The organism is bacterium Unc6 (genome assembly GCA_013626165.1).
Taxonomy (GTDB): domain Bacteria; phylum Omnitrophota; class Gorgyraeia; order Velesiimonadales; family Velesiimonadaceae; genus Velesiimonas; species Velesiimonas alkalicola.
In genome coordinates, this window is sequence record NDHX01000002.1 from 83,992 (window position 1) to 110,938 (window position 26,947).

Sequence of the window (26,947 nt, forward strand, 5' to 3'; positions counted from 1 at the left end):
CTTACTCACAGTTTAGGCTCAACCATTCCCACAACTCTATTCTGTGAAAAAAAGTAGTTATTTACTACCCTCTTTATATCTTCTTCGCTCACTTTCTCAACCTTTTCTAATTCTTTAAACATATTCCTCCAGTCGCCTGTCACCGCTTCATACCAGGCAAGCTCCCTGGCTATCCCTCTTCTGGACTTAAGCCCTCTGATGAACTCGGTCCTCACCCTGGCCTTCGCTCCTTCTAATTCTGTGACATTTACAAGTTCCTTCTTTAATCTCTCAATCTCCTCGTAAATTAACCTTTCCACTTCTTGGTTTGTATGGCCCTTTGATGCCATTCCCCACAAATAAAACATCCCGGGATATTTTGGAGCCCAGGACCAAGAACCCACATCTATGGCAACCTTTTCTTTTTTTACGAGACGCTCATATAACCGAGAGGTTCTTCCCCCACCCAAGATCTCTGCAACTATCCTCAGCATTGGTCGGTCGGGATGAGTAGCCTTAAATGTATGATAGCCTATTATTAAAATTGGTTCTGCCTTTATTTCCACGGTAACTTTTCTTTCAGAAGCCTGAACCGGTTCAACTGTTATTACTGAAGGTGGTCTGTCTTTAACCGGAAATCTTCCAAAGTACTTCTCCATCTTGGGGATAAGTCTTTCTGGCTCTACATCGCCCACAATGGCCACTATTATATTACAAGGGGTATAGTGTTTTTCATAAAAACTCCTTATCTTATCTCGTGTCATATTTTCAAGATCGCTCATGTGCCCAATTATAGGATTCCCGTAGGGATGTGCTTTATAAGCAATTGCCCTGAATTCCTCCCAGAGCCTTCCCCACGGTGAGTTGTCAACGAGCATCCTTCTCTCTTCTTTGACAACTTTCAATTCTTGATAAAACCCACGCGCTACTGAATTCAGTAACCGGTCAGACTCCAAGAGCGCCCACAACTGGACCTTATTAGAAGGAAGCTCAACCCAGTAACAGGTAAAATCATAACTGATATAGGCACCAGGGCCAATTGCTCCAGCTCGCTCGAGAATCTGACCAAACTCATTAGTTCTGGTAAACCTATCTGCAGCAAGTCTAGCTTCTTCAAACTCTTCCTCAAGCCTCTGTGTATTTTCTCCTTCTGCTTTAGCCATTAACAATTTTTTGTGAATACGGTCAAGTTTGGCCAAAGCCTTTTTCTCATCTTTCCAATTTTTGGTTCCAATAACCTGGGTTCCATTAAAGGCTAAATGCTCCAGTAGATGGGCTATCCCTGTCTCCCCTACTCTTTCATTTACCGCGCCAACATCCACATGCACTTGAAAGGAAACAACCGGAGCAGAATGGTCGGACAGAATTATAAGTCGTATGCCATTTTTGAGCGTATGCTCGGTAACCCTTTCCTGGTAATCTTTATAAGCCAAGCAATGGTCTGCAAGAGCTATAAATATTATGAAAACTACACAGATAAACCCTGTTAGAAATCTTTCGGCCTTAGCCATAACTTGTTTATTATAAGCAACAGGTTTCAATAATAATCCCATCATCTTCTCAGCCACCAGAATCCCCACCCAGTATCAAGATTTGTAAGCCCCAGTTCTTTTGCACGGTCAACAACTTTTTTATATTCCTCATCGGTTATCCTCCTGGATATTTGCGGATAATCAAATGCTTTATATCTCGGGTTATACTGCGCCATAATATTGATATATGTGTCTTTTGGCAGATTTTCCGCTATCCACTCCATAATCTTTTCTGAACCAGCAACATTATTTGGCATAACCAGATGGCGAATCATCAGCCCCCTGTACACAAGACCATCTTTTTCTGGTTTTGCCACACCGACCTGGCGGTGCATCTCAAGGATTGCTTCTTTTGTCACCTCCGGATAACTCTTTGCTCCGGCTGAATATTTTGCTGACATTTCACTATCCCAGTATTTGAAATCAGGCAGGTAAATATCAACAATACCATCAAGAATCTTGATTATCTCAAGCGGTTCCCAGCCAGAAGTGTTGTATATAATTGGCAGCCGAAGTCCCCTGCTTGCGGCTATATCAAGTGCTTTAAGAATATGCGCAGAGTAATGTGTTGGGGTTACAAGATTTATATTATGAGCGCCCCTTTTTTGCAGTTGAAGCATCATATCAGCCAATTCCTCAATACTTTTTGCAAAGCCCCTGCCAAGATGACTTATTTCATAGTTCTGGCAAAATACACATCTTAAATTGCAATGGGTAAAAAAGATCGTCCCTGAACCACCTCTGCCAACAAGTGGCCTTTCCTCGCCAAAATGCGCATGAAAGGATGAAACAAAAAGCCTTGTACCCGGGGCACGACAGAATCCGGTCCCACCCCTGAGACGATTGATGCCACATCTTCTCGGACAGAGTGAACATTTTTCCATCATTGCCCACAATTTTTCCGCCCGTTTTTTTAATTCACCTGATCTGTGAAGTTTTAAGTAAACAGGTTCAAAATCAGTGTCTATAGCAGCAAATTTTTTAACCACATTCCCCCCATCTTTCCCTTGGAAAGTTTGCCTGCCAAGGGCTTCTTGGCTGCCCATCTCCCTGTATCCGATATACAACGCTACAAAAACAACAACAATAAGCCCTAATACCATCTTTAAAAACAATTTATCTTTCATATTAAATCTCCCGAGTCGTTTATTCATAATGTCAAAATCTTACCACTGAAGACACTGATGACACTGAATTACAAAATTACTCTCTTTATGTCAATTTTTGTTTTAGCAAAATTTATTAAAAGCCCAATTCTCTTTTTGGCTGCCTTCAAATAAGACAAAATCTGGGCTTGATGAATGACATCAAATTCTTTAACTGTTTTATTTTCAACGATTATCTCTCCTTCAACAAGAAGATCCAAACGGTGTTCACCGATGATATTCCCTTTATAAACCACTGATATTATTTTTTGCTTTTCAATTTTTAATCCCTGGTGTTCCAATTCATAAATCATCGCATTTTCATAAATACTTTCCAAAAATCCATTGCCAAGGGTCCTGTGAACCTCAATGGCGCATTTGATAATCTTATCAGTTATCTCAGAAAAAGGATAATTATTTTCAGTGAATTCAGTGTTTTCAGTGGTTTTCATTTATTTTTTGACAGTACCCTATTCTCTACTCCTTATAAGGTTCCGTGGTTAACAATATTCCATTGTAACCCGTTTCCCCTTCTCTCTTAATAATGATGCAATAGATTCAACAATCTTTCGTTTAATGACTAATTCAGATGGCATATTGGGGTTTTGATGGGCAGGATTTATTGTCTGCCCAACAACGAAGTTGATGCTGTCTGCAGAAAGCAAGACCTTTGCCAGCCGTGAAGCACCATCTCTCCTGTCCACCAGCTCATCACTAACAACCCCTCCCTTAATCTGTTCTAATGCACCAGAGAGAGTTAAAATGCCTTCAGTAACGAGATCTATCCCTTTAAGGATACCAGTAGGCGGTATCCCATTGCACATTGAGGATATATCTACGATTAGCTCCTCTTTCAATATTCTGGCAACGATATTGGTTGTAGAACCACCACACACCACTTTTATACCATCAAAATTAACCAGTTCATTAACCACATTTTCATCATCTTTTACATCAAGCGGTGGACCGATCATCGCGATGAGTCGCTGGAATAGACGAGAATTAATCACTACACAAGTGGCGTCATCCCCGGGCATCTCCTCATAAAAACTATTTGCTGTATCAAGAAGTGACCTGGTTAAGGAAGAAGCTGATGGTAAAGACCCTGCTTTCTCCTCTAAAAACTTCCCTACTCTCTCCCTTTGCCACCCCATACTCCATACCTTTCCCAGGCCAGCATGAACAATACCATCACTTACTATTACCAGATAATCATTCCTATCCATAGGAAAATAAGATTCTGATATTTTTATCCCTCCTACTGGATACTCATTTCCTGAAATAGTGTTAAGTCTACCCTGATGGATAAAAAAAGGCTCTGGATTGCCATATTCAAACGCAACTACCTCTCCCCTGGAAGATATCCGTAGGATGGTAAATGTTGAATAAGCCAATTTTCGCACCTGACAGACGGGTAGGGTTTCAGCAAGGGTTTCTACCACTTCCTTCAAGTTAACCCCTTTTTCTAACATAGTTGCAATAATCCTGGTAGTCAGCGTTGCCAGAATTGATGCCTTGATGCCGCTACCCAATCCATCAGACATAACCACAATTGTTGAACCATCATCTACTCTTTTTACCATTACATTATCGCCACAGACCTCTTCATTGTGTTTGGTTAGAGAACCATGAGATACCTCCACAAAAATCTCCCGGGGGTTCATTTTCCCTCCATCAACTTTAACAGTTCAAGAAGAGATGCCTTGGTCTCAGCCGTGGTTTCCCCCAGGAGACCAGCGATCTCCTGAGCAACCCGCATCTGCTTGTTAATAACAGTATGAGCCCTGGAAAAACTTTCCTTGCGCCTCTCTTCTTCTTTAATATGTCTTTGCTGCTTGGTAATATCAATAAAAATACCTACGGCTATATTATGCTTAGGCACAAAGAGTATCGTCTGTTGAAATATAAGCTCATACCCTGGATAGGAAACCTCACCGGAGATAACATTCTGCTCAGAGAAGGCTTTCCTGAAATAATTGTCATCAATTATCGTATTGAGTTTATTTCCAATCAACTTTCTCTTTTGACAGGAAAAGAGTTCTCTGGCTGCCGCGTTTATATCAAGGATGGTCATATCTTCTGCTACGACAATCACTCCACTGGGTATTGATTCAGTAATTATCTCGCTCATAGACTCTGCTTTTGTCCGCATATAGGGGATACACATCTCTATCTCAGCCATACCCTGATATACTGCAACCGCCTTTTCACGACAGGAATCATATCCGCAAGCACCACAGTTGGTTTCATCCTCAGGGGTAAATTTACCAATACTGGAAAGCAGTCCTCCAATATCCTCATCCGTAGGAATGAGAGGAGTTATTCTGCGGTCAGCGTAGCTCCTGCTCAAATCTACTTCCTTAAACTTCTTGATCGGTATAGAGATACCCTCATTATCTTTTGAAAAACCGAGTATCTTCTGTCTGCGAGCAAGAAGAGAATATTCGGTTTTTATCCCGGGCCCATTGATACAACCCTCTGGACAGGCAAGCATCTCAATGATATTTACCTTTTGCGGAATATTCTTGCCAAAATCTTTTAGAAATTCTTTGCACTCCTCTACCCCTGAGATAACAAGCACCTCTCGCGATAACATATCAGGATTTATGGAAGCTGTTTTTAATAGTCCTCCTTCCAGGGGAAAAAGTCTTGCCCATTTGGGACTTTCATTGGCAAATTCTTCCTCTGCCAAAGACCCAATATTGATATGTTCTTCTTCAAACCATTCTTTTAATTCCACAAAGGTTAGAACCCCATCAATTGCTCCGGGCACATCAACCATCTCTTTCTTTTTGGCGATACAGGGTCCAATAAATACAACTCGCATATCTTCGGTATGATCTGCCTTAAGCATTCTTCCATGGGCAATCATTGGTGAGACAACCCTGGCAAGATGAGGAATCAGTTCAGGATAATATATCTCTACCAGACCGACAATTGCCGGGCAAGAGCTTGTTAGAACAGGTTTTGGAAGAGTCTCAAGCATCTTAATATGTTCTGTGGCAACCATCTCTGCTGCCCAGGCAGTCTCCTCTACCTCGGCAAAACCTAATTTATGCAGTGCAGAAACCATCTGCCCGGGATGCTTGAGATCAAACAGTCCGGCAAAAGACGGGGCAAGACTGACTATGACTTTGAACTTAGAGGCAAGAAGTTCCTTTATCCTATTCAGACCATCCTCTATCTCCTTGGCATTATGGGGACAAACTGCCACACATTTGCCATCAAGGATGCACCGTTCTTCAACCACCTCGGCATGCTGTTTTTTAATTCTAATTGCCTTCAATGGACAGCTTCTCACACACTTATAGCAATTCTCACAGTCTACTTTTTTTATGTTAATTATATTCATATTATTCCAATCTCCTCAAAACCTTATCCCTAAAGATCTGCTCACAGTTTTCTCTGGTTACCTCAGTAATAATCTCTTCCTCAATCATTACTGCAACCCCAGAAGAACAATTTTTCAGACAGAAAGCACCTTTTAGCTGGACTCTATCTTCCAAAGAAGATTCTTTTATCAGGAGAGAATATTTATCTGCAATTTCACCGCCACCCTTAAGATAGCACGAACTCCCTACACAGATATGCACCGTGACCATTTTCATCCCTGTCTATGCCTCCAGTTCTATGGCATCAAAAGGACAATCAGAAAGACAGAGACCACATCTGGTACAGAGACTATCATCTATTACATGAACTTTCCGAGCCTCTCCTGAAATAGCTCCTGTAGGACACGATTTAAGACAACGGGTGCATCCCTTGCATTTTTCTGCTAAAATATAGTAGTGTTTTAAGGCTGGGCATCTCCCTACAGGACATCTTTTCTCTTCTACATGAGCGATATACTCATCCCGAAAATACTTTAATGTTGTTAAGACGGGATTGGGCACTGATTGTCCCAATCCACAGAGTGAACTGTCCCTGATGACAAGAGCAAGTTCCTCCAGCAGTTCAAGATCATCACGGCTGGCTTCACCTTGAACAATCTTTTTTAAGATGCGGAACATCTGTTTACTACCCTCTCTACAGGGCAGGCATTTCCCACAGGATTCATTCTTGGTGAATTGCAGAAAATACATGGCTACATCAACCATGCAATCCTCTTCATTCAGAATCACCATTCCCCCTGACCCCATCATTGCCCCGACATTTTTCAGGGAATCAAAATCAACCGGAAGATGAAGCAGGTCAAAAGGCAAACAGCCACCAGATGGCCCACCAATCTGAACCGCCTTGAAGTTTTTACCATCAGGAATTCCTCCACCAATATCATAGATAATCTCTCTCAGGGTTATACCCATTGGCACCTCTATCAATCCGCAGTTTGTAATGTTTCCTGTCAGGGAAAAGACTGCTGTTCCAGGGCTTTCGGTGGTGCCCATTCTTCTAAACCATTCGCTCCCATTGATGATAATTCGCGGAATGGTGGCAAAGGTCTTCACATTATTGAGTAAGGTAGGTTTTCCCCATAGCCCTTCCTCAGTAGTGCGGGGACGGGGGAGAGGCTTCGGCATCCCTCTTTTGCCTTCAATAGAGAGAACTAGGGCCGTAGACTCACCGCAAATAAAAGCCCCGGGCCCCTGGAAAATCTCTATGTCAAAATCGAATCCGCTCCCTAAAACATTTTTGCCGAGGAATCCCTTCTCTCTTGCCTGAGCAGTAGCAATCTTTAACCGTTTCACGGCTAAGGGATACTCGGCTCTAACATAGATGTATCCCTTTTTAGCGCCTACGGCATAACCGGCAATAGCCATTCCTTCAATCACTGATTGTGGATCTCCCTCTAAAACTGAGCGATCCATAAATGCCCCGGGATCACCTTCATCGGCATTACAGATCACATATTTAATCTCATCCTGAACTTTCTGACATGACTCCCATTTTCTTCCTGTAGGAAACCCACCGCCACCACGCCCTCTGAGTCCAGAGCAATTCACCATATCAATAACTTTTAGTGGTGTAAGAGAAGATAAGGCTTTTTTCAGACCATTGTAACCATCTTTACTCAAATAGTCATCTATCTGTTCTGGATTTATCTGTCCACAATTTGAGAGGACAACACGTCGCTGATGTTTATAGAAGGGAATATCTTGATAACGGGGTATATGTTTCTGGGTTTGGGAACAGAGATAGCACAATCGTTCCACTATTATCCCCTTCTTTATGTGCGAATCCACAATTTCGGGGACATCTTCGGTCTTAACTCTTCCGTAAAAGGTGTCCCCAGGTCTTATTATCACAACCGGGCCGAGCTGACACAGTCCATGACAGCCGGTGAAATCAACGGTTACCCTGTCGAGATTCAGGACCGATAGCTCTCTCTCAAAGGCCTCCTTGATAATGTGGGAGCCCATTGCTTCGCAACTGGTCCCCTGACAAATATGGATTGTTTTTTCCATCAGGTTTTTCCGCAAGATCCAAGAATTGTATCAACAAGTTCTGTCATCTTTTCCGGTGTTAGATGTCCATATACCTTGCCATCGATCACCGCAACTGGAGCAAGGGCACAGGCACCCAGACAGCCCACCTTCTCCAATGTGATCAACATATCGTTCGTTGTGGACATATCTTCTGACAGACCGGTTCTCTTATAGATGACCTCAATGATATCATCAGCATTCTTCACATGACAGGCAGTTCCATCGCATACCCTAATCAGGTGTTTTCCCTTGGGAATCAAGGAAAATTGGGCATAGAAAGTGGCCAATCCGTAGATTGAAGAGACTGGAATATCAAGACAGTTAGCGATATAAATCATAGTCTCTTTCGGGAGATAACGGTATTCCTCCTGTGTCTCCTGCAAAATAGGAATGAGGTTAGCCGAACTGTTTTTATATTTGACAATAATTTCGTTTACTCTCTGGAACTTTCTATCCAGAGGAAGGATTCGCTCTTGACTTACTCTTTCCCCTTTTACTATTGGCACGATAAGATTGCTCACAATATCTTCCACCTTATCAGGGTTGATGTTGGTAATAATATCATTATCTACTCTAATTGTTGGTCCTTTATTACACTTTTCCATGCAGAAGGTAGCCTTAACATCAATATGCTCGGTTAGTCCTAAAGATTTTATTTTTTGGGTCAGCAATTGAATCAGATCGTAAGAGCCTTTGAGATAACAACTTGTTCCAACACACACCTCTATAACTGTCTTCTCCTCTTCTTTACCTTTCCATAATGAAATTGCCTCAGCAGATATCCGACGTCGGGGTGTATAATGCGTATGAAGGGTTTCAAGACGACATTTTTCAGACCTGAGCCATCTTTCGTATATTGCCCTAACATCAGGATTTGATAAGGATGTTCTAACTGTCAGGGACTCATCTATCTTGTAGAGTCCTTCTCCGCGGAGCATCGGCGTCTCAAAGGTATCCTTGGGTATCGGCTGGCCACCACCACCCACACAACCACCTGGGCAGACTATCACCTCGGCCAGGTGATAATCCACTTTCCCATCACTAATCTCCTTGAACAATCTCTTTGCCTCTTTTAAGGTATGAACAATGACAATCTTTATCTCCTTTCCGTTTAATCTGATAGAGGTCTCTCTACGAAATTCATTACCACGCACCTCGTTGAAGGCTATTTTTTGACGGCGACTGTCTGTCTTCTCATAAAGAGTGCGAAGAATAGCCTCTACCACCCCTCCGGTAACTCCAAAAATAATACCTGCCCCACTAGGATTTCCAAGTGGGTTATCAAGTTGGGTAGATGGCAATCTTGCCAGATCTATCCCTGCCTGCCTTAACATACTGATAAGTTCCCTGGTTGAAAGAACAACATCCACATCTGGAATGCCATTATTTGATAACTCCTGCCTCTCTGACTCACTTCTTTTAGCCGTGCACGGCATTAGAGAGATAACCGCCATATTCTTTGGTGAAATATTCTTCTCCCTGCAATAGAATCTTTTGATAATGGAACCCAATATTTGTTGTGGTGACCGCACGGTAGAAAGGTTAGGGATGAGATTAGAAAAATATTGCTCTATAAATCTAACTCTCACCGGACAACATGAAGTGATTAAGGGTAGATGTTCATTGCTTTTTAGCCGATTAGAGAACTCTTTGGATTCCTCTAATATATGTATATCAGCACCAACGCAGGTGTCAAAGACATAATCAAAACCGAGTTGCTTCAGGGCTGTTGATAGCTGTCCAAGCACATTAGTCCCTGATGTAATACCGAATACCTCGCCAAGAGAAGTTCTGATAGCCGGGGCGATCTGGGCAACCACAGTTATCTGGGGATTGTGGAGCAAGGACCAGACCTTATCTATATTGGATTTTATGGTTAAGGCTGCGGTCGGGCAAACCAGTGTGCATTGTCCACATTCAACGCAATCAACATCGGCAAGACTTTTATTAAATGGTGGCTCTACTCTCGTCTCGGCGGCGCGGCCTGTAAAACCGATTACGCCGATACTCTGAACCTCCTGGCACATCCGGACACAGTCACCACATAAGATGCACTTGTTGGGATTTCGGACAATAGAAGCGGCATTTTCAGGCTTTATCTCTCGTTCAGGGGAACTGTCGAACCTAATATTGGTAATTCCAAGGGCATTGGATAGTTCTTGCAATTTGCAGTTGCCGCTTCTTTCGCAGGTGGTGCAATCACGATCATGATTAGCTAATAGAAGTTCTATGAGCATCCGACGCAACCTGAAGATACGATCAGTATTGGTCTTGATAATCATCCCATCACGGGGTGGAGTGGCGCAAGCGATTTGAAAACCTTTTCCTTCCACCTCTACGGTGCATATCCGACAGGCCCCATAGACGCTCAGCGAAGAGTGGTAACAAAAAGTAGGGATAATTATCCCTGCCTTCTTTGCCACCTCTATGATATTCCTTTCGTGTTCAAAAGTGATGGTTTGTCCATTCATTATCAGCTTCTTTCCTCTATCAGCCATTTTCAGATATCTCCTTTCATTTTCAGTCTTGTGAGAACTTCTTTTTTAAAGAAGTCCTTTGTTGTTTCAGGAGAAAGCGAAAACTGTTGCTCATCAAGTTTTACGCATACACCTTTTTGACAATTGTCCATACAAAACTTTCCCGCAAGCACAACCTTGTCCTTTAAGTTGTTTTCGGCAACTAAAAATTGCAATTCTTCAACAACCTATCTGGAACCTTTTAAATGGCATGAACTTCCTATACATACTGTAATTTTCATTATCTTGACTCCTTTTCTATTCATAAATCAACTACATTTACCCAATGCAGCAGAAACTCTTTTTCTTCGGGCTTACTCTTAACCGATTGCGAAGCGGCGACAATGGGCAGCCATTTTTGAACATATTGTTTTGCGGTATCGCTTTTTTTACAGAACAAATCAAGATATTTTTCAGCACCAGTAATGTCGCCCGCAAGCCAGAACAGCAGATACGTTCTTGCTACATCGGCAGAAGCATTACCCTGTGTTGCGTGTGACCAGTCAAGGATATAAGGTGTACCGTCCTCGGAAATGATTATATTTGAGGGATTGAAGTCGCCGTGACAGACCTTTAAGTTTTTGGGCATCGATTCAAGTCGAGTGTGTAATTCATAACGAGTTGTTGCATCCAAGCCCGATTCGGAAATTTTTCTGTTCATTTTATCCTTTAGCTTGTTTAGAAGCGGAGCTTTCTGCGCATGGACAGACATTTGCAAATCGACAAACAGTTCCAGATATTCATCATATCTATCGGGATTTTCTTCCATAAGCCATGCAAGTGTTTTGCCTTCTACGAATTCGGTAACAATCGCCCATTTACCTTCAATTATGCTAACCTCAATAAGCTTTGGAACATTCAAAGCTGTTTCCTCAACTCTTGCGTGATTTAGTGCTTCATTCAAAATATTTGATTTTGAATAGTCAGTATCAAAAATTTTAATAGCTTTATCCCCGTCACGATAAACTGTCTTTGATGTTCTAACTGCAATAATCTTATCAAGTTTCATCATTCCGTCCTCCTTATACTTTTTTATTTGTGCCGTAATAGGCGTTTAAATACATCTGCTTGATTTCGCTCATAAGCGGATAGCGGGGGTTAGCGCCTGTGCACTGGTCATCAAAGGCTTGTTCAACCATCTTATCAAGTCTGTCAAGAAAGTCTTTTTCTTCAACACCATAATCCTTGATTGCTGCTTTAATTTCAATCTTCCCCTTAAGCTCATCAATATATTTAATAAGATTTTCGAGCTTCTCTTCATCGGTTTTGCCCTTTACACCGAGGTAATCCGCAACCTCTGCATATCTGGCAAGGGTGTGGGGGTGGTCGTATTGCGAGAAGGTTCCCATTTTAGTTGGAACTTCAGCAGCATTATACCGCAACACCTCGTTAATCATGAGAGCATTTGCAATGCCGTGAGGCAGATGATGGAACGCACCTAGTTTGTGTGCCATTGAGTGACATATTCCAAGAAACGCATTTGCAAAAGCCATGCCTGCCATTGTTGCGGCATTAGCCATCTTTTCTCTCGCTTCGGGGTCATTTGAACCATTGTCATAAGCACGTGGCAGATATTCAAATACCATTTTAAGTGAATGCAGTGCCAAACTGTCGGTATAATCGGTTGCAAGCATTGCAGCATAGGCTTCAAGTGCGTGAGTTAAGGCATCTATACCTGAGGCAGAGGTTAAGCCCTTGGGTGCGTTCATCATCATGTCCGCATCAACAATAGCCATGTTCGGCATAAGCTCATAGTCGGCAAGCGGATATTTAACGCCTGTCTGTTCATCTGTTATGACTGCGAACGGTGTAACCTCGCTTCCTGTACCAGCAGAGGTAGGAACAGCGATAAAGTATGCTTTTTCGCCCATTTTCGGGAAGGTATAAACACGCTTGCGGATATCGGCAAAGCGCATGGCCATATCCATAAAGTCTGCTTCTGGATGCTCGTACATCACCCACATGATTTTGCCTGCATCCATTGCAGAGCCACCGCCCAGTGCGATAATGCAATCGGGTGCAAATGCTCTCATCTGTGCTGCGCCCTCTTTTGCACAGGAAAGTGTCGGGTCGGGTGCAACATTGAAGAAGGTCGTGTGCTGTATTCCCATTTCGTCGAGCTTATCGGTTATCGGCTTTGTGTAGCCGTTATTATAAAGGAAGCTATCGGTTACAATAAACACCTTTTTCTTGTCCATGACGTTTTTTAATTCGTCAAGTGCAACAGGCAGGCAGCCTTTTTTGATATACACCTTTTGAGGTGCTCTGAACCACAACATATTTTCCCTCCTTTCGGCAACCATTTTTATATTTAACAAGTGCTTGACTCCGACGTTCTCCGATACGCTGTTGCCGCCCCACGAGCCGCAGCCGAGCGTGAGAGAAGGAGCGAGTTTGAAGTTATACAAATCACCGATACCGCCTTGCGAGGAAGGAGTATTTACAAGAATACGACCGGTTTTCATCCGTGCGGCAAACTCGTCAAGCTTTACTTTTTCGGTAACGGTATTAAGATATATCGAGCTTGTGTGTCCGTAGCCGCCGTCTGCAATAAGGTGTTCTGCTTTATCGAGTGCATCGGCAAAATCCGTTGCACGATACATTGCAAGTACGGGAGAGAGCTTTTCATGTGCAAATTCTTCGGACAGCTCAACGCTTTCAACCTCACCGATAAGTATCTTTGCTTTTTCGGGAACGGTGACACCTGCAATCGAAGCAATCTTAAATGCTGACTGACCGACAATGTTTGCGTTTAACGCACCGTTAATGATAATCGTCTTGCGAACTTTTTCGGTTTCGTCTTTATTGAGGAAATAGCAACCACGATCGGAAAATTCTTTTTTGACTGCTTTATATACGCTGTCAAGCACGATTACCGACTGCTCGCAGGCACAAATCATACCGTTGTCAAAGGTTTTGGAATGGATAATCGAGTTTACAGCAAGTAAAATATCGGCACTGTCATCAATAATCGCAGGAGTATTACCTGCACCAACGCCGATAGCCGGCTTGCCACTTGAATAAGCCGCACGAACCATGCCGGGTCCGCCCGTTGCAAGGATCATATCTGCCTCCTTCATAACCATGTTGGTCATTTCAAGGCTCGGTACATCAACCCAATCGATAATTCCTTCAGGAGCACCTGCTGCAACAGCTGCGTCAAGCACAATTTTTGCAGCCGTAATGGTACAGCCTTTAGCTCTCGGATGGGGGCTAATGATAATACCGTTGCGAGTTTTGAGTGCGAGCAAGGTTTTAAAGATTGCCGTCGAGGTTGGGTTGGTCGTGGGGATAACCGCAGCAATAACACCGATAGGCTCGACAATTTTCTTTGTTCCGTATGCTTTGTCCTCCTCAACCACACCGCAAGTTTTTGTGTCCTTGTAAGCGTTATACATATATTCGGAGGCGTATTGGTTTTTGATAACCTTATCCTCAACGACACCCATGCCGGTTTCCTCAACCGCCATCTTTGCCAGTGGGATTCTTTCCTTGTTAGCTGCGGTTGCAGCCGCAAGGAAAATTTTATCCACCTGCTCTTGTGTGTAAGTCGAAAAAACTCTTTGCGCTTTTTTCAACCTTTTTATTGCCATCTCCAATTTTTCGACACCGTCTATAGTGTCACGAGTACTGATCTTATCCATCATCATCTCTCCTATGTTAACAGTCAATAACTCTCTACCCTAAAGACTGTATTATCAAATACTTACAGCTAATTTGAATTTATTAAAATCTTCAAACACCCATTTGTTCTTTAAGGTACGGTAAATTATAGTTAAAAACTTTCTGGCGGTGGCTATAATTGCCTTGCCACTACCTTTTTTGGCTTTAAGCCTAAAATAAAATTTCCTCAAATATGGATTGTACCTTATCGCAATAAGTGTTGATTGCACTAATGCTGTCCGAGCTATCTTATTTCCCATCTTGGTTATTTTGCCGTAGTGGCTCGTTTCGTTAGAGACGGATACTCTTGGCACAATACCGAGATAAGCAGCTATCTTCTTGTCATCAGCAAAATCATTTACATTACCGATGGTATTTAAAAGGATTGTTGCCGAGATATTGCCTATACCGGTAAGAGAAGTAATGCTCTTATGTCCATCTAATTTCTTACCCTTCTCGATAAGTCCTTTGTCTATCTCATCGATTGAATTGTTAAGGCTGTGTATCTGCTCAACAATTATCTTTAGCTCGAATTGATAGCTTGCTTCAATGTCAAGAGCCAATACTTTATCTAACCCTTTCTTGGAACCAAAAATTTCACGCTTGGTAACTATGCCGTTGGCATTAAGAATATTGTGGATTTTATTCTTTAAAGAACTTCTTAGTTTTACAAATTTATCCCGTGTGCCTATGAGACTGGCTATCTGCGATTCTTCTTTCGTTCGCATCCTTACCTCCGGGATTAACCCTTTGCTCAAATACCTTGCCATTGTTACCGCATCGTGCTCATCTGTTTTCTTCACCGAAGCGGAGATAATCTTAAATTGCGTAGGATTGATTATCCTGACTGCCTTAACTTCGCCCTTTATCTCTCTGGCAAAATACCCGGTGTTGCCCGTTGATTCTACTGCTACTTCATCGCTCTTATTCAGTGTCTTCTTGAATGCTTCTACACCTTTTGCATCTACCTTGAAAACTTCAATCTTATATTCACCATTTTCATGCAAATAGCAAACGGTGAACTGCGTCTTGTGTAAATCTACTCCAATCCATCTCTTCATCGCTACACCCCTTTCTTTGGTTGTAGTCTTCGGAGTAGAGCTATTTGTCGGTGAACACCATCCTCCTATTCAAGGTCAATTAAGCCCTATGGTGACTATTCGGTTATAGGCTCGATTAATCTCCTTCACGGGGTCAATTAAGCCCCACGGGAAAATACAACCTATAACCTATCTACTCCAGACCACGGCTATATTACCAGTAATCCAGAGTCTTCACCAACATCATTTGACTGTTATCATATCATCTCCTTAATTTGTAATATATAAAACATAAGTATTTAAGTGCGTTTTTATATAACACTCCCTGTTAGAAAACTCAAATCTCAAATTCCACACCCAAAGGGTACCCGAAATCACAAACAAGCACCACATCCAGAGGGTACCCGAAAATACAAATTACAAATAAATTCTATACCCAAAGGGGCCTGAGACGGCCAATTTTTCAACGCTTTCAATATTTTATTATTTTATCATATAAAGACACCTGTGTATAGTAATTTTTAATCTCTCAATGGAAACAAGAAAAAAATATTCCCCCCCAATTAAAGGATTGAAGATTGAAGATTAAGGGGGGTTGTGGAGCTTTCCCTTAATATCTTGATACCTTATGGGAAAATCTTTCTGGCCCGTCCCTGCGTGCTTTAAGCAGGCGGGTACAGATAGGCAGGGGCGAGAACAGGGACACCTAAGTATACTACAAAGATATATTGTATTTTGCAGATTGTTCTTGCATAAGAGGAAGGATACTTGTCTGTTTGAATGGCTCTTTTATTCCATAAAGTATAGTAACATTTTCATTTTTCTTACAATCAGAATAGAGTCCTGTAATTTTTGCAGCAAAATCTATAGCGGATGTTGTTTTTCTACCCTGTAATATGGTAACAGGACCCTTAAAATCTCTTGCCCTGAATATGTAATCTTTTAAGTGTTTATGTAATTCTAAAATTTTATTTTCCATTTCATTTCTCCCGACAATGAGCTTACCTGTTTTGTATCTGAAGTGTCTTCCAACCTTTAAAAGGAGAATATCTTTTTGTGTAATATTTTTCTTATGCAAAAACAAATCTTTAAGTTTCCTTACAAACTGTTTTACAGTTAAAAGACATCCACCTGCCGGACAGGAAAAACCTTTCACCGAATATTTATCCGCAAAAGATAACTGTTCTTTTCTTGTCCTTCCTTGTATAGATAATAGTTCATTTCTGTTGACCCAACCCTGAATCTCTGCCTCCGTGGGAGGAAGAATCTTTGCAGAAAGAGGTCTTAATATTTTTCCTTCAAGTTGAGCCTGTTTCTCAATAAGAAGGATTACATTGTATTTCTGGGACATCGGTCTTTGTCCGACAACCTCTCCTGTGATAAGAAATTTTGCACCGATACCTTTAGCAAACTCCCAGGCCTTTTTAAACATAAATATCCTGCAATCTATACAAGGATTCATACCCCTTCCGTATCCAAAGCGAGGGTTTTTTACAATTTTTATATATTCCGGACCTTTCAAAATTGTTTTGAAATAAATATTAATCTCTGTGGCAAGTTTTCTTGAAAAGCAGTTTCCATCTTTGTCACACTGACAGAAGGGAGATGTAAAATGAAGCGCATAAAGGTCTATTCCCTGTTCTTTTATAATTTTTGCGGCAATACTTGAATCCAGCCCGCCTGAAAGAAGAATGACAGCCTTTACTTTTTCCATTTTTGAAATATTACCTATCTCTGCTTTCACAGGCAAGAAAATTTTTGATATGAGGGGTCCTCTAAAGACTCTCACTGCATTAGATTTTGAGGGTCTCTAAGAAGACCCACTGTGTTAGATATCTAATACTTTTCCTGAGATTCCTTAATAATTTCCTGCTTTTTATCCACAAGCCTTACTATTTTTTTGCACTAACTTGTTTGAGATTTTTACAAAGTCTTCCACAGATAATTCTTCTGCCCTTTTTTGAGGATTTACATCTACCTGTTTTAAAATTTCCGTTATATTTTCAAAACTCCCTTTGAGCGTATTTAAAAGCATCTTCCTTCTATGTAAAAACGCAAGTTTAACTACTTTAAAAAACAGGCCCTCATCAATTATATTAAACCTTGGCTCTTTATAAAAACCTATCTCAAGAACACCTGAATCAACTTTCGGTATGGGATAAAAAGATGACGAAGAAATATTCATAATGTGTCTTGCATATGCCCTATACTGGAACATAACACTTAATCTTCCGTAAGATTTTTTTGACGGTTTTGAAATAAGCCTTTCAGCAACCTCTTTCTGCAATGTAAGAACAGCTTTTTCTATAAAATTAGAATTTTTTATAATCTGAAAAATTAAGGGGCTTGATATACTGTATGGAATATTGCCAATGATATTTATCACCCCCCCTTTTTGCTTTGCAAAGTCTACTGTATTAAATTTAAGAATATCACAAAACACAATCCTTACAAAATTATCTCCTTTGAATTTTTCGCATAGCCATTCATAAAGTTTTCTATCGTATTCAACTGCGGTAACATCATACTTTTTTTCGCAAAGAGCAGAGGTGAGCATCCCCAACCCGGCGCCTATTTCAAGAACAGGAAGCCTGTTATCTAAACAACACACAACCTTGTGACAGATATTTTTATCACAAAGAAAATTCTGCCCCAATCTTTTTGAAGGTCTTATACCAATCTGTTTTAGTGTTTGTTTGATTTGAGAAAGATTTTCAGGCATTTTTTCTCTTTATTATATCTACTGCGATCTTCATTGCACAAATAAAAGAAGAAGGGCTTGCAATGTACTTTTCTGCAATATCCATTGCAGTCCCATGGTCAGGTGATGTTCTTATGAATGGAAGCCCCAGTGTGATGTTCACGCCTGTTTCAAATGCAATCATTTTCAGTGCAACAAGTCCCTGGTCATGATACATAGCAACAATTGCATCTAACTTATGTTTATATGCCTTGTAAAACAGAGCATCTGCTGAAACAGGACCCTGAAGATTTTTTATACTTTTTTTTAATTCTTTAACAACAGGGATTATAAGCCTTTTTTCTTCATCTCCGAATATGCCCTTATCCGATGCGTGCGGATTAAGACCGCAAACACCGATACAAGGAAAAGCAATGCCAAAAAACTGTTTAAGCGCTTTATCGGTTGCTAATATTGCATCTTTTATTTTTTTTCTTGAAAGGTTATCCGGTACATCTCTTAGTGCACAGTGTGTTGTAACAAGCACAACCCTTAAAGGTCCACCAACGAGCATCATCCATACCTGTTTTGTGGAGGTCAGATGTGCAAGGTATTCGGTATGACCGCTAAAATAAGGAAAGCCCGCTTTATTTATGGAATGTTTATTTACAGGAGCAGTAACAAGTGCATCTGCCTTCTTCTGCTTAATAATTTTAACGGACTCCTGTATATAGTCTATAGAAGCCTTTCCGTATTCTGATGATTCTACCCCTCTTTTGTATGTATTTATATTGATATTTTTTAAATCAAAAATTTTTATATCCTGTGAAAGGTTTAACCTACACCTTTTTGCAGCAAGTTCAAGAATTTTTTTATCCCCGACAATTATCCAGTCAGCAATACACCGTATTTTTTCTATGCAGGCAGCCTTTACTATTATCTCAGGTCCTACCCCTGCCGGGTCGCCCATTGAAATAACAATCCTGTATTTTTTCATTTGCAAAATAGTATATTATGTATCAAAAATTTTTTTGTCTGCTGTAATCAGGGATTTTTGCAACTTTTTTTGAACTTTATAAAAGTGGGCCCTGTAGGACTCGAACCTACGACCAAGAGATTATGAGTCTCCTGCTCTACCAACTGAGCTAAGGGCCCATAGGCTGCCTCCCAATGAAGGTTGAGGATTTATGTTATATTAAAATTAAAAGGTTGGGCAAATATATTCTATTTCCCCATCCGCTATGGTAAGAATAATCTTACCCTTCAGTGTCCAGCCAAGCCAGGGAGAGTTTATGGATTTTGAAAATATTGTGCTTCTTTTAACTTCCCATACATCATCAGGGTCAAATACAACAATATCTGCCCTTGAGCCAATACTCAAATGACCGGCATCTATACAAAGTATCTTTGCAGGACCAAGACTCATCAGTTCAACAAGCCTCCTGTAATCTATCAGTTTTGTATGAACCATATAAGTATAGATAACACTTAACGCTGTTTCAAGCCCTATTATTCCAAAAGGTGCATTATCAAATTCAACCTCTTTCTCCTCTTGCGTATGAGGTGCATGGTCGGTCGCAATGGCATCAATTGTGCCATCAATAACTGCTTTTCTTAACTGTTCTCTATTTTTTATATTTCCTATCGGAGGATTGACCTTAAGGTTTGTATTATAATCAAATAAATCCTCATCGGTAAATGCAATATAATGCGGGGATGTTTCGCAGGTCAGGGACAACGATTTTGCCTTCGCCATTTTTATAAGTTCTATTGAAATGCTCTTACTTATATGACATAGATGAAGCCTGCATCCTGTTTTTCTTAAAAGTTCTATATCCCTTGCAACCATTATACTTTCGCTTTCTGCAGGAATCCCTTTCAGTCCAATTTTTGTGCTGATGTATCCCTCACTCATTACACCATCTGCAGACAAGGTTCTATCCTCACAATGTTCAAATATCGGAACATCAAACATCCTTGCATATTCCATTGCTCTTCTGGCAAGAGATGCATTCTGGATACAATTCCCATCGTCTGATAGCGCTGATATGCCTGCCTGTCTTAAAAGACCTATCTCACTTAATAGCATACCTTCTCTTTTTTGGGTTATACAACCTGCAACACAGAGCCTTATGTTGCTTTTGTGTTTTGCCTCCTCTATTATTGACCGGACAATTTCCTGCTCATCAATGGGAGGATTTGTGTTCGGCATACAGGTTATTGTTGTCCAACCTCCGTGTGCCGCTGCTTTTAAACCGCTTTCTATTGTCTCCTCATCTTCCCTCCCCGGCTGTCTTAAATGTGCGTGTAGATCAATAAGCCCTGGAAACACAATCTTGCCTTTTGCATTTATCACTTTTGCATCATCACAGGTAATGCCTTTCTTGACAGACGCTATCACACCATCTTTTACAAGAATATCCAGTGTGTTGTCTATATTATTTTTTGGATCTATAACCCTGCCGTTTCTTATCAGTATCTTCATATCTTTCCCATTTAAGTTGTCTTAATGCTATCTAATGTTCACACCGGAGTTAATTTCAGAAGTTATGTGTAGGGTTGTGCAAGGTGCTTAGGTTATAATAAACTGAAGTTTTTTCTGTCGCAAAGCATTCTGATGCCTTTTTTTAGGACTATATCTTCCTGTAAATTCACCCTTCTCTTTTCTTTCTTTGAAAGTTTTTATTACAATATGTTTGGACATCTCTTCTTTAACAAATTTTAACTCGCTTTCATAATTCTTTAACCTATTTTCTATAAATTTAATATATTCTTCAGAGATTTCTATACCAATATAATCGCACCTCAATATTTTTGCTGCTATTAAAGTTGTTCCGCTTCCGCAATAAGGATCAAGCACTACTCCTTTTTTTTCATCCATTGTTGAAGAAATTGCTCTAATAGGTAATGCTAAAGGGAAAGGAGCAGGATGAGGATTTTTTCGTTCAGGGGAAAATCGCCAGATTGATGTTAATAATGCATGTTTAGGTTTTAATTCTTCACCTATTAATTTCTTTTCTTTCGGTTTGTAAAGCCAGTATATTCTTTCTTCTACCTGCCAGAATCTCCATCCCCTGATATTAGCCGCAATCATTCTATCCCAAATTATTTCTTGCCTGATTAGCCATTTTGTTTTTCTCAACCAATCTACAGGATGAAACATCTCACCCCTTTCCCACCTTATTTTATGATTGTAGAAAAATGACCCACCAGGTTTAGTAATTCTAAAAATTTCATTCAATACCACTATTTGATTTTTTTGGTATTCATCTTCGGGCAATTTATCAGTCACTCCTGAATACTTTACATTTTTTACCAACCAACCTTTCTTGTTTTCGCCTTTATTGTATGGTGGTGATGTTACTCCAACATCAACAACTTCATCAGGTAGACTCTTTAAAACAGTTAAAGCATCCCCTTGAATTATTTTATTTAAATATTCTTTTGGGTTCATTTTGTCATTCCCTCTAAAAACTCGTAAAAACCCTTAGAAATACATGGTTCATATTTTGCTAATTCAGTTTTATTTAAAAGATGGACAATTTTTAAATTTGGGCTTTTGATAAAATCTTTGTAATCAAAGTCAGCACTTCTTAAAAATTGCCCTTTCGTGCTTTTACTTCCTTTTAATTTCCTCTGCCATTTCTGTATTTTTATTTCCAAGTTTTTCACAAAATCAGGAGAGTTAAACAGAAATTCAATAATATAAATCAGTTTGCCGTCTACAAATCCACTTACTAACAAATTTAAATCTTTTTCCTTTTTATCCCTTTCTAATCTTGCTGGTGTATAATCAGTAAAATTCCCCCCACCATTTAATTTTGCTGGACTTGTTTTCCTTTCTCCTTTCTTATATTTTTCAAACTCCTCGGTATCAAAATTTTTAGGTTTTGCTTCGCACTTGACTGTCTTCCCTGCTGTATAGGAATCTTGCTTAAATCCGTTATATCCAATTTTACCTTCTTTGTGTTTATATCCTGCCAAACTCACTGTTATAAATTCCCTAATTGTTGAAGAATTTTTATCATTTATATACATTGTTAATAAATCAAGTAGTATTCCAATGAGGGTGTCTTTAGATTTGCCTATCAAGTAATTGTTTAATTCTTGATGAGTTCCTGTGGAATAGATTTTTATAATATTGACAAGCTCCTGATTCATTTTATTCCATACTCATTTTTTAATACTAACCAGTTTGTGCTTTAAAGATCCCCTTCTACACTTTCCCCTGCCCGCCGCCTACTATTTTTTTATCTTACTCCTGCTATCAGAAAAAGAACAGCCATCCTTACCGCAACACCGTTTGTTACCTGTTCAAGTATAACAGAATACTTTCCATCCACAACATCAGATGTCAGTTCAATTCCTCTATTGACAGGGCCCGGATGCATTATAAGAATATCAGGTTTTGCCCATTTCTGAAGTTTTTCAGTATCTAGACCAAAAAACCTCTGATACTCTCTTATAGATGGGAACAGCCCCATACCTTGTCTTTCCGTCTGTATTCTTAACATATTCACAACATCTGCATTGCGAACCGCCTGCTCAAGAGAGTTTGTCAAACAGACACCCATCTTTTGTATGTCACAAGGAATAAGTGTTGAAGGTCCACACACTGTTACATTTGCACCCAATTTTGTAAGCCCCCATATGTTAGACCTTGCAACTCTTGAATGTTCTATATCACCCACAATGCTTATATTTAGTCCTTTTACCCTTCCTTTTTTCTCTTTTATTGTATAAATATCAAGAAGTCCTTGTGTCGGATGTTCATGCGAACCATCTCCTGCATTTATCACCCCTTGTTTAAGTACACTTGCAACCATCTTTGCCGAACCACAGGATGGATGTCTTATTACAATAAGGTCTATTTTCATAGCCTCAATATTTTTTACGGTATCTATGAGTGTTTCACCCTTATTTACACTTGATGTTGAGGAAAAAAAATTTATTGTATCTGCGCTTAACCTTTTTTCTGCAAGTTCAAATGATATTCTTGTTCTTGTGCTTGATTCAAAAAAAAGATTTACAATTGTCAATCCTTTCAAGGCTGGAACTTTTTTAATCTGTCTTAGTGAAACCTCTTTGAAGGAATCTGCTGCCTGTAAAATAAGTTCTATCTCATCAGGACTTAATTCTTCAAGCCCCAGAAGGTCTTTCCTTCTCCATTTTGCCATGCTTTATTCTCCTTCAAGCAACACCTCATCAACACCATCAATCTCTTTAAGTTTTACCTGAATAACCTGACCGATTTTTGTTTGTATTTTTTTACCCATATAATCAGCCTGTATGGGAAGTTCTCTTAACCCCCTGTCTATAAGAACGGCAAGCTGAATAGTTTTGGGTCTTCCAAAATCCATAATCGCGTCCATAGCGCTTTTTATTGTTCTACCGGTAAAAAGAACATCATCAACCAGTATAATGTTTTTGTTGTATGTATCAAAATCTATCTCGGTTTTTTTTACTACGGGCCGGTTTATTTCGTATAACGAAACCGTGCTTTTTGGGACAAGTGTAAGGTCGTCCCTGTAAAGCGTTATATCAAGTCCACCGACAGGAATTTTAAATTCTGTCTTCTTAAAAGTTACATCGGCAAGCCTTTGGGCAAAAGGGAGTCCTCTTGTTTTTATACCAACAAGAGCAACTTTTTGAATATCCTTGTTTTTATAAATAATCTGGTCTGATATATCCAGAATCCTATTTTTTATATCCTGCTCATCCATTATTTTCATATACTCCCACTCTAACATGCCCGCAATATTTTGTCAATTAAATATAAAAAGGTATCGCTGTTATTTTTTTACACCATTCTAACGCATGTTTTCTTGTTTTTATTTTTCCCTGTATCTGCATATCCTGTATCTTCTTTAATACCTGCCCTATTACAGGTCCTTGTTTCAGCCCCATACTTAAAATATCCCTTCCTCTTAAAAACGGCTCTATCATCTTTTTTTCTGTATCATAATAACCCGAAACAACTCTTTGTAAAAATTTCAAAACTTTTTTTGCCTGTAGCGGTTTTATACTTCCTAAATCAGAAACAGAGACAAGGCATAAGCCTATTATATCCGGTCCTGCATCTTTGAAAAATCTTCTTATTCCTTTTTTTGGAAAATTCAGTTCGGCAAGATGACCGGCCCTCATATGCATTTTAACAAGCATCTTTAAAAGATACCTTTCATCATTAGATAGTTTAAATCTTTTGCTTATAATCTGACAGTATTTTTCACCCGTGGATTCATGCCCATAAAATGTGTATCCTTTGCCTTTCCTGTACTTTCTGGTATCCGGCTTTCCTATATCATGAATAAGGATTGCAAATCTTAAAATCCAGCCTTTTTTTTCAAGATATACATCAATTTTTTTTTTAAGAGTTCCTTTTAATGATAAGACAAGATTATCAAAATATTTTAATGCTTCTATAGAATGCTTCCATACAGATAGTCTGTGAAATCTTCCCCCTTTTATCTTTCTTAATTTTATAGATTCAGGAAGTAAAACATTCCAGGCGCCCATCTCTGTCATATCATTCATAGTTGAGTAGGTCTGTTTTGAGCCAAACAGCCTTAACAATTCCTGACGGATCCTTTCTGCCGGAATATCCTTAATTTTGTTTAGCGCTCTTTTTGCAAGAATTTTTGTTTTTTTATCTATCAAAAGACACTGACTTGAACCTATTGAAAAAAGCCTTATGATTCTTACAGGGTCTTTCAAGAACGCATCCTCACGAGGAACTTTTAACAAGCCCTTTTTTATATCCTGTAGCCCACCGGTTGTATCAATAATATTACAGGAAGGAAATTCAACGGCAATTGCATCTACCGTAAAGTCTCTTCTTTTTAAGTCCTGTTCAATACTTTCTTGATATTCTGTAACATCAATACAAAAATTGTTCATCCAGCCTTTTCTTAAAAGGTTAGAAGGGGCAGGGCCCGGAGGCGGAAAAGGAATGCGGTATGTGGTTGGATTTTTCCCAAGATAAACAATATGTGAGTTTAAAATTTTGGAAAGGTTTTTTGAAAAAAGACACGCATTTATATTTACCACAATATCTACATCAAGTATAGGTATTTTTTTTAAGAGCATATCACGAACTGCTCCGCCTACAATATACACAGAATCTACACCTGAGGTTTTTTTTGCTTTTTTAAGGGCTTGGAAAACTTTGCGGGGGAGAAACTTATTCAAATCCAAAAAATGCATTGTACCTCATACCTCTAGGGAGTTTTGAAGCACATATTCTTCTGCAAATATAGGAGATTTCATACGAAGAGCAATGGCAAGTCCGTCACTGGGCCTTGTATCAATTACCACTTCTACATCTTCTTTATTTTTAAATACAAGTTTTGCATGGAAGGTTCCGTTTTCAATCTTATCAATAATAAGCTTTTCTAATTTTATTTTAAATTTTTCTATCATAGATTTTATCAAATCATGTGTCATAGGTCTCTGGTACTGCACATCATAGATGTTATCGTATATAGCCCTTGCTTCATTTATACCTATTACTATTGGTAATATCTTTGTGCCGGATTTCTCTTTCAGGACAACCACCTGCTCCAACCTTGTTTCATCTATCTGTATTTGAAGAAGTTTCATCTCAATCATATTACCTTCTTCTGTACACGAGCCCGCCCTACAACCCCATTTTATCTTATCAAAATTTAATCCACACCAGATAGTCTATGGAGGAAGGAAAGTTATGTTCCCCTCTCCCATGATATAAGATACTTTTCCTGTTCTATGGTTAGTCTATCGCATTCTATGCCCATAGTTTTTAATTTTAATTGTGCAATTATTTTGTCTGTGGATTCCGGAACATTGTAAACTTTTTTTTCAAGTTTGTTTTTATTTTTAACAAGATATTCAACCGCAAGCGCCTGGTTTGCAAATGACATATCCATAACACAAGCAGGATGTCCTTCCGCAGAAGTAAGGTTTATGAGTCTTCCTTCTCCGAGGACAAATATTCTTTTCCCACCTTTAAGTTTGTATTCTCTTACCATATCTCTAACATCTGTTTTTGAAACAGCAATTTTTGAAAGTCTGTCAAGGTCTATCTCAACATTAAAATGTCCCGAATTAGCAAGTATTGCCCCATCCTTCATAACCTTAAAATGTTTTTCTCTTAAAACACTTATATTGCCTGTAACGGTTACAAATATATCTCCTATCTTTGCTGCATTTATAGATGGCATAACATTAAAGCCATCCATAACCGCCTCTAATGCTTTTAATGGATCAGTCTCCGTTATAATCACATTTGCACCCATTCCCCTGGCGCGCATTGCAACCCCTCTTCCGCACCATCCATATCCACATATGACAAACTGACATCCGGCAAGAAGCCGGTTTGTTGCTCTTAATATACCATCTATTGTGGACTGCCCTGTTCCGTATCTGTTGTCAAACAAGTGTTTTGTATTTGCATCGTTAATCGCAATAATAGGAAATAAAAGTAGGTTCTGATTTTGAAGGTTCTTTAGTCTTATAACTCCTGTCGTTGTCTCTTCTGTGCTTCCTATAACATGCCTGGCAAGGTCTTTTCTTTTTGTATGTATTGTACTAACTAAATCTGCACCATCATCCATTGTTATATTCGGATTTAATTCAAGTGCCTGTTCTATATGTTTATAATATGTTTCATTGTCCTCACCATTTATTGCAAATACAGGTATGTTTTCATCTTTTACAAGTGTAGATGCTATATCATCCTGTGTGCTTAATGGATTTGATGCACACAGAACAGTTTGCGCTCCCCCATTTTTAAGCGTCTGCATAAGGTTTGCAGTTTCACTTGTTACATGAAGGCAGGCTGCAATTTTAATTCCTTTAAGCGGCTTCTCTTTTTGAAATCTCTCTTTTATCATTTTAAGAACAGGCATATCAATGGAAGCCCACTCTGTTCTGTTTTTCCCTTTTTGTGCAAGTTTAATGTCTTTTATATGATATCTCATTGCATTTTCCTT

At 39.6% G+C, this 26,947-nt stretch carries 22 protein-coding genes, 1 tRNA gene and 1 pseudogene; all 24 read right to left on the reverse strand.

Annotated elements, in window-relative coordinates; genetic code table 11:
• Window positions 1-5 precede the first annotated feature (5 nt).
• The 24 genes and pseudogenes from B9J78_01405 to B9J78_01520 all read right to left on the reverse strand — a co-directional run bounded on the left by B9J78_01405 (window position 6) and on the right by B9J78_01520 (window position 26,935).
• Window positions 6-1,535, reverse strand: coding sequence for a hypothetical protein (locus B9J78_01405; GenBank protein ID MBA2123591.1), 1,530 nt, complete (start codon window positions 1,533-1,535; stop codon window positions 6-8).
• Window positions 1,532-2,557 carry a radical SAM protein gene (locus tag B9J78_01410; protein ID MBA2123592.1) on the reverse strand — a complete coding sequence of 342 codons (1,026 nt, stop codon included), beginning with the start codon at window positions 2,555-2,557 and terminating at the stop codon, window positions 1,532-1,534. Before B9J78_01410 ends, B9J78_01405 begins: the two co-directional genes overlap by 4 nt.
• Before the next feature lie 149 nt (window positions 2,558-2,706).
• On the reverse strand, window positions 2,707-3,108 hold the full coding sequence (locus B9J78_01415; GenBank protein MBA2123593.1) for a hypothetical protein: 402 nt from the start codon (window positions 3,106-3,108) through the stop codon (window positions 2,707-2,709).
• 48 nt (window positions 3,109-3,156) lie between these two features.
• Window positions 3,157-4,320: a hypothetical protein gene (locus B9J78_01420; GenBank protein MBA2123594.1), complete on the reverse strand. Its 1,164-nt coding sequence runs from the start codon at window positions 4,318-4,320 to the stop codon at window positions 3,157-3,159.
• A complete protein-coding gene (locus B9J78_01425) occupies window positions 4,317-6,008 on the reverse strand; it encodes a hypothetical protein (GenBank protein MBA2123595.1) in 1,692 nt (563 codons plus the stop codon). The genes B9J78_01420 and B9J78_01425 overlap by 4 nt, the downstream gene beginning before the upstream one ends.
• Before the next feature lies 1 nt (window position 6,009).
• Entirely contained in the window at window positions 6,010-6,264 is a 255-nt protein-coding gene (locus B9J78_01430) for a hypothetical protein (protein MBA2123596.1), read from the reverse strand.
• A 6-nt stretch (window positions 6,265-6,270) separates the two neighbouring features.
• A complete protein-coding gene (locus B9J78_01435) occupies window positions 6,271-8,058 on the reverse strand; it encodes an NADH-quinone oxidoreductase subunit F (protein MBA2123597.1) in 1,788 nt (595 codons plus the stop codon).
• Window positions 8,058-10,577, reverse strand: coding sequence for a hypothetical protein (locus tag B9J78_01440; protein ID MBA2123598.1), 2,520 nt, complete (start codon window positions 10,575-10,577; stop codon window positions 8,058-8,060). Before B9J78_01440 ends, B9J78_01435 begins: the two co-directional genes overlap by 1 nt.
• A gap of 2 nt (window positions 10,578-10,579) precedes the next feature.
• Window positions 10,580-10,837, reverse strand: a pseudogene (locus B9J78_01445) (hypothetical protein).
• Window positions 10,838-10,857: 20 nt separating this feature from the next.
• The gene (locus B9J78_01450; GenBank protein ID MBA2123599.1) at window positions 10,858-11,604 is read right to left on the reverse strand and encodes an aminoglycoside phosphotransferase; all 747 of its coding nucleotides are present in this window, start codon (window positions 11,602-11,604) and stop codon (window positions 10,858-10,860) included.
• Between the two features lie 13 nt (window positions 11,605-11,617).
• Window positions 11,618-14,239 carry a bifunctional acetaldehyde-CoA/alcohol dehydrogenase gene (locus tag B9J78_01455; protein MBA2123600.1) on the reverse strand — a complete coding sequence of 874 codons (2,622 nt, stop codon included), beginning with the start codon at window positions 14,237-14,239 and terminating at the stop codon, window positions 11,618-11,620.
• Between the two features lie 54 nt (window positions 14,240-14,293).
• Entirely contained in the window at window positions 14,294-15,319 is a 1,026-nt protein-coding gene (locus B9J78_01460; GenBank protein MBA2123601.1) for an IS110 family transposase, read from the reverse strand.
• A 694-nt stretch (window positions 15,320-16,013) separates the two neighbouring features.
• Window positions 16,014-17,012: a hypothetical protein gene (locus tag B9J78_01465; GenBank protein ID MBA2123602.1), complete on the reverse strand. Its 999-nt coding sequence runs from the start codon at window positions 17,010-17,012 to the stop codon at window positions 16,014-16,016.
• Between the two features lie 162 nt (window positions 17,013-17,174).
• Window positions 17,175-18,020: a ribosomal RNA small subunit methyltransferase A gene (locus B9J78_01470; protein MBA2123603.1), complete on the reverse strand. Its 846-nt coding sequence runs from the start codon at window positions 18,018-18,020 to the stop codon at window positions 17,175-17,177.
• The gene (locus B9J78_01475; GenBank protein ID MBA2123604.1) at window positions 18,013-18,981 is read right to left on the reverse strand and encodes a 4-hydroxythreonine-4-phosphate dehydrogenase PdxA; all 969 of its coding nucleotides are present in this window, start codon (window positions 18,979-18,981) and stop codon (window positions 18,013-18,015) included. The genes B9J78_01470 and B9J78_01475 overlap by 8 nt, the downstream gene beginning before the upstream one ends.
• A gap of 79 nt (window positions 18,982-19,060) precedes the next feature.
• Window positions 19,061-19,133: transfer RNA gene (locus B9J78_01480), tRNA-Met, on the reverse strand.
• A gap of 46 nt (window positions 19,134-19,179) precedes the next feature.
• Window positions 19,180-20,463: a hypothetical protein gene (locus B9J78_01485; GenBank protein ID MBA2123605.1), complete on the reverse strand. Its 1,284-nt coding sequence runs from the start codon at window positions 20,461-20,463 to the stop codon at window positions 19,180-19,182.
• Window positions 20,464-20,550: 87 nt separating this feature from the next.
• Window positions 20,551-21,432, reverse strand: coding sequence for a site-specific DNA-methyltransferase (locus B9J78_01490; protein MBA2123606.1), 882 nt, complete (start codon window positions 21,430-21,432; stop codon window positions 20,551-20,553).
• Window positions 21,429-22,139, reverse strand: coding sequence for a hypothetical protein (locus B9J78_01495; protein ID MBA2123607.1), 711 nt, complete (start codon window positions 22,137-22,139; stop codon window positions 21,429-21,431). Before B9J78_01495 ends, B9J78_01490 begins: the two co-directional genes overlap by 4 nt.
• Window positions 22,140-22,228: 89 nt before the next feature.
• Complete coding sequence (locus B9J78_01500) at window positions 22,229-23,155, reverse strand: aspartate carbamoyltransferase (GenBank protein ID MBA2123608.1); 927 nt, start codon at window positions 23,153-23,155, stop codon at window positions 22,229-22,231.
• Window positions 23,156-23,158: 3 nt separating this feature from the next.
• Window positions 23,159-23,728 (reverse strand): bifunctional pyr operon transcriptional regulator/uracil phosphoribosyltransferase, encoded by a 570-nt coding sequence (locus tag B9J78_01505; protein MBA2123609.1) that lies wholly within the window; start codon window positions 23,726-23,728, stop codon window positions 23,159-23,161.
• 19 nt (window positions 23,729-23,747) lie between these two features.
• Window positions 23,748-25,181, reverse strand: a complete 1,434-nt coding sequence (locus tag B9J78_01510; GenBank protein MBA2123610.1) for a hypothetical protein — start codon at window positions 25,179-25,181, stop codon at window positions 23,748-23,750.
• Window positions 25,182-25,187: 6 nt separating this feature from the next.
• The gene (locus tag B9J78_01515; protein ID MBA2123611.1) at window positions 25,188-25,586 is read right to left on the reverse strand and encodes a hypothetical protein; all 399 of its coding nucleotides are present in this window, start codon (window positions 25,584-25,586) and stop codon (window positions 25,188-25,190) included.
• A gap of 92 nt (window positions 25,587-25,678) precedes the next feature.
• Window positions 25,679-26,935 carry an adenosylhomocysteinase gene (locus B9J78_01520; protein MBA2123612.1) on the reverse strand — a complete coding sequence of 419 codons (1,257 nt, stop codon included), beginning with the start codon at window positions 26,933-26,935 and terminating at the stop codon, window positions 25,679-25,681.
• Window positions 26,936-26,947: the final 12 nt, after the last annotated feature.

Excerpts from the sequence above, each read along its gene's own strand:
- B9J78_01500 (MBA2123608.1), bottom strand. The coding sequence starts at position 23,155 with ATGGCAAAATGGAGAAGGAAAGACCTTCTGGGGCTTGAAGAATTAAGT.
- B9J78_01455 (MBA2123600.1), bottom strand. The coding sequence starts at position 14,239 with ATGGATAAGATCAGTACTCGTGACACTATAGACGGTGTCGAAAAATTG.
- B9J78_01450 (MBA2123599.1), bottom strand. The coding sequence starts at position 11,604 with ATGAAACTTGATAAGATTATTGCAGTTAGAACATCAAAGACAGTTTAT.
- B9J78_01410 (MBA2123592.1), bottom strand. The coding sequence starts at position 2,557 with ATGGGCAGCCAAGAAGCCCTTGGCAGGCAAACTTTCCAAGGGAAAGAT.
- B9J78_01460 (MBA2123601.1), bottom strand. The coding sequence starts at position 15,319 with ATGAAGAGATGGATTGGAGTAGATTTACACAAGACGCAGTTCACCGTT.
- B9J78_01405 (MBA2123591.1), bottom strand. The coding sequence starts at position 1,535 with ATGATGGGATTATTATTGAAACCTGTTGCTTATAATAAACAAGTTATG.
- B9J78_01465 (MBA2123602.1), bottom strand. The coding sequence starts at position 17,012 with ATGGAAAAAGTAAAGGCTGTCATTCTTCTTTCAGGCGGGCTGGATTCA.
- B9J78_01510 (MBA2123610.1), bottom strand. The coding sequence starts at position 25,181 with ATGCATTTTTTGGATTTGAATAAGTTTCTCCCCCGCAAAGTTTTCCAA.
- B9J78_01420 (MBA2123594.1), bottom strand. The coding sequence starts at position 4,320 with ATGAACCCCCGGGAGATTTTTGTGGAGGTATCTCATGGTTCTCTAACC.
- B9J78_01440 (MBA2123598.1), bottom strand. The coding sequence starts at position 10,577 with ATGGCTGATAGAGGAAAGAAGCTGATAATGAATGGACAAACCATCACT.
- B9J78_01520 (MBA2123612.1), bottom strand. The coding sequence starts at position 26,935 with ATGAGATATCATATAAAAGACATTAAACTTGCACAAAAAGGGAAAAAC.
- B9J78_01495 (MBA2123607.1), bottom strand. The coding sequence starts at position 22,139 with ATGAATCAGGAGCTTGTCAATATTATAAAAATCTATTCCACAGGAACT.
- B9J78_01425 (MBA2123595.1), bottom strand. The coding sequence starts at position 6,008 with ATGAATATAATTAACATAAAAAAAGTAGACTGTGAGAATTGCTATAAG.
- B9J78_01415 (MBA2123593.1), bottom strand. The coding sequence starts at position 3,108 with ATGAAAACCACTGAAAACACTGAATTCACTGAAAATAATTATCCTTTT.
- B9J78_01435 (MBA2123597.1), bottom strand. The coding sequence starts at position 8,058 with ATGGAAAAAACAATCCATATTTGTCAGGGGACCAGTTGCGAAGCAATG.
- B9J78_01430 (MBA2123596.1), bottom strand. The coding sequence starts at position 6,264 with ATGAAAATGGTCACGGTGCATATCTGTGTAGGGAGTTCGTGCTATCTT.
- B9J78_01505 (MBA2123609.1), bottom strand. The coding sequence starts at position 23,728 with ATGTTAGAGTGGGAGTATATGAAAATAATGGATGAGCAGGATATAAAA.
- B9J78_01515 (MBA2123611.1), bottom strand. The coding sequence starts at position 25,586 with ATGATTGAGATGAAACTTCTTCAAATACAGATAGATGAAACAAGGTTG.
- B9J78_01470 (MBA2123603.1), bottom strand. The coding sequence starts at position 18,020 with ATGCCTGAAAATCTTTCTCAAATCAAACAAACACTAAAACAGATTGGT.
- B9J78_01485 (MBA2123605.1), bottom strand. The coding sequence starts at position 20,463 with ATGAAGATACTGATAAGAAACGGCAGGGTTATAGATCCAAAAAATAAT.
- B9J78_01490 (MBA2123606.1), bottom strand. The coding sequence starts at position 21,432 with ATGAACCCAAAAGAATATTTAAATAAAATAATTCAAGGGGATGCTTTA.